Below are 3,255 nucleotides of genomic sequence, written 5' to 3'. Positions count from 1 at the left end.
TGTCCGACAGCAGTCGTTGGGGCACTCCGTGGGCGGCGATGGCCTTGTCCACCACTGCGATCGCGTCCGTGGCGGTCTCGCTGAATGCGACGTGGGAAGCGACCGCGTAGCGGGAGTGGTCGTCGATGAGCTGGAAGATTACGCACTTTCGTCCGCCGCTCAGCACGTACTCGGTCGCGTCGAGTTGCCAGCACGCATTCGGCGCCGGATAGACGAACCGCCGCCATGCCGAGCGGGGCTTCTTCTTCGGCTCCAGACGAGCCACGCCAGCCTCACGGAAGATGCGCGCCAGCGATGCCGTGGAAGGTACCGGTTGTAGGCCCATCGCGCGCATCTTTTCGTGCACACTGATCGGCCCGTGATCCAGGCCGGAGGCCTCCAGTGCGGCACGCACGGCCACAGCCTGCTCCTTGATCGCATCGCTCAACCTCGATGGGCTCGACTTGGGTCGTCTCGTCCTGGGTTCAAGTACTGCGGCCGGCCCGTCGGCCCTGGCGCGTTTACGCAACTCGTAGAACGACTTGCGGGAGATGCCGTACTCGGCGCAGAACGTCGAAACCGCCCCGCGGGGCGCGTCATCGGGCCACTGCGAGATAGCAAGCCGGACCAGAGGATCGATCGGTTCATTAACAGCCACCACCCGAACCCTGAGGCAGAAATGTCACCACCAACACAGCCCGAACTGTCACCGATGTCCTGACACAGAACTGTCACCGATGTCCTGGGAGATGACACATCCCGGGTGCGAGGAACGGCAGCCTATCGAACATACTTTCGATTATAGCCGCTACCCCCGACCGCGTTGACTCGTCAGAAATGCGCGCGAAAGGGTGATTCGTTGCCTCATCGAGAATGCGCGCGTGGACGGCGCGCCTGCCTGGTCGGGTCAGCAATGAGTTCGGTAGGCCCGGTTGATGGGGTTGACATTGGCAGAGCGCAGGGCGGTGACCCAATCAGCGGCGACTCGTTATCAGCAGGCCGGTAAGCGCGGTAAGACCCGGATTCTTGACGAGTTGTGCGCCAACACGGGCTGGCATCGCAGCCATGCCCGCAAGGCACTTAAAGCCGCGCTGGCCCCCAGGATCATGTCTGCACGAAGTCCGCGGCCCGTGAAATACGGCGAGGATGTGATTGCTGCGCTGACGATCTGCTGGACGGTGCTGGGCATGCCCGCCGGCAAACGGCTCGCACCCATGCTCACCGAGCTGGTAGCCGTGCTGCGCCACTTCCGGGAGCTGGTCATCAGTGACGAGACGGCGGCACTGCTGGTATCGATGTCGGCGGCCACCATCGATCGCCGCCTGGCCGATGAACGGGCCAGATACAAGATCAAAGGACGCGTGGGCACCAAGCCGGGGTCGCTGATCCGAAGTCAGATCCCGGTGCGCACCTGGGCCCAATGGGATGACGCTGTGCCCGGCTTCGTCGAGATCGACACGGTCTTCCATGACGGCGGCAATCGGGGTGGAGGCCATGCGTTCACGTTGACGGTCACCGATATCGCCACCGGCTGGACCGAAAGCCGCTCGCTACCGGACAGGACGGCCAAACACATCCTGGCCGCCCTCAATCAGATCGCCGCCGCGATGCCGTTCCCGATCCTCGGCGTGGACTGCGATAACGGATCGGAATTCATCAACGACGACCTCTTGGCATGGTGCCAAGACCGGCGAATCACCTTCACCCGGTCACGGCCGGGCAACAAGAACGACGGCTGCCACGTCGAGCAGAAGAACTGGGTGGTGGTCCGCACCGTGGTCGGCTACTACCGCTACGACACAGCGTCAGAACTCTTGCTACTCAACGAGATCTGGCGACTGCAGTCACAGCTGACCAACTACTTCCACCCCCAGCAGAAATTGGTATCCAAAGTCCGCAAAGGCGCCAAGGTATCCAGAAAACACGACACGGCCACCACCCCGTTTCACCGGGCGACCGACCACCCGAGTATGACCGTGGACCGCATCGTGGCGCTCAAGCGGACCTACTCACTGATCAACCCAGCCGCCACCCAACGCCAGATCCAGGCGTTGACCAACCAACTCTTCACCCTGACCACCAGCAAAGCCCCAGCCGGCGTCCCGACTCCACTCACCAAGCGCGCACGTTCACGTGAGGCAACCAACAACCCTTCGCGCGCATCTTGACATGAGGCAACTTGCCGACAAGGCTCGATCGTGTCAGGAGGTCAAGTAGCGGTCGATAACCGCGGCCGACAGACCGGCGCCGCACCAACTCAGGCAGGCCGGATCTCAAAGACGAACTCGCATCCCCCGATGCATACGCTGTCGCCATGCGCCAGAGTGGCGCTCCCCCGGATCAATTCGCCCCGCACCTCGACACCGTTCGTCGAGCGCAGATCGGTGATCACGAAACCCGTTCCGGTGTCAGCGATCACGGCGTGGTGGCGACTGACGTCGTTGTCGTCGAGCACGATGTCGTTGTCGGCCAACCGCCCGATCCGGGTGGTCGCACTGTTGAGCTGATAGCGGCGTCCGAAGCGGTCGCACAGTGTCGCCACGACCGACGTCGACAACGTGGTCCTGGTGTCGATCCGGCTGCGCTTGCGGGTGCTCTTGACGGCCTGCTTGGTGACGATCGGCTCCTGGCGCAGGATTCGCTCGTGCAGGGTGCTGACCGTCGGTCCGGGATCGATCCCCAGCCCCTCGGCCAGCGCCGTCTTCAGCTGCCGGTAGGCGCCCAGCGCGTCGGACTGCCGCTCGGTGACGTAATAGGCCGTGATGAGCTGCGCCCACAGGGGCTCGCGATAGGGATGCTCGGCAGCGAGCGCCTCCAGCTCCCCGATCACCCCGTCGGCACGCCCGCAGGCGATTTCGGCCTCAGCGCGAGCACTGTGCGCGGCCACCTTGTCTTCGAGGGCCTTGGCGGCGAACGGGGCGACGAAGTCGAAGTCGCGCAGGTCGTCAAGCACTGGGCCGCGCCATTCCGCCAGGGCCATGGACAGGTGACTGCTGGCCTCCTCGAACCGGCCAGCGGCGGCCGCCTCAACGCCGGCCGCCGCAGTCGCCAACGCAACGGGCGCCGGTGGCTCCTGACCAGCCGGCCGAGGCACCGACGGCGCCTCCAGTGGCGGGCAGCCGCGGAAGACCCAACGGCGGACGTCGACATGACGGCCGCCGGAACGGACAACGAGGCAGCAACGCCAACTGCGCACGGGGCCGGTGGCTATGTACCGGCGGCGGGCGTGACGGGGGGCGCGGCGGCAGACCCTTCTGCAGATCGATGACGGCATTG

Annotated in this window: 2 protein-coding genes and 1 pseudogene; 1 reads left to right on the top strand and 2 read right to left on the bottom strand. The window is 64.9% G+C overall.

Annotated elements, in window-relative coordinates:
- On the bottom strand, positions 1 to 595 hold a 595-nt coding region (locus CYU59_RS20260; protein ID WP_293002012.1), incomplete at its 3' end, for a DDE-type integrase/transposase/recombinase.
- A 319-nt stretch (positions 596 to 914) separates the two neighbouring features.
- Between CYU59_RS20260 and CYU59_RS20255 the strand changes: the two genes are divergently transcribed.
- Positions 915 to 2,147 (top strand): DDE-type integrase/transposase/recombinase, encoded by a 1,233-nt coding sequence (locus tag CYU59_RS20255; protein ID WP_075630275.1) that lies wholly within the window; start codon positions 915 to 917, stop codon positions 2,145 to 2,147.
- Between the two features lie 89 nt (positions 2,148 to 2,236).
- Here CYU59_RS20255 and CYU59_RS20250 read toward each other — a convergent pair.
- Positions 2,237 to 3,016 (bottom strand): annotated as a pseudogene (locus tag CYU59_RS20250) (BTAD domain-containing putative transcriptional regulator); the annotation flags it as partial.
- Between the last annotated feature and the right edge of the window lie 239 nt (positions 3,017 to 3,255).

This window comes from Mycobacterium sp. (genome assembly GCF_002863225.1).
Classification (GTDB): Bacteria; Actinomycetota; Actinomycetes; order Mycobacteriales; family Mycobacteriaceae; genus Mycobacterium.
The sequence above is the reverse complement of the archived record's forward strand: the minus strand, read 5'-3'. Positions and strand labels throughout refer to the sequence as shown.

Bases quoted from the DNA above. Each gene is read 5' to 3' on its own strand.
- CYU59_RS20255 (WP_075630275.1), top strand. From the start codon at position 915: ATGGGGTTGACATTGGCAGAGCGCAGGGCGGTGACCCAATCAGCGGCG.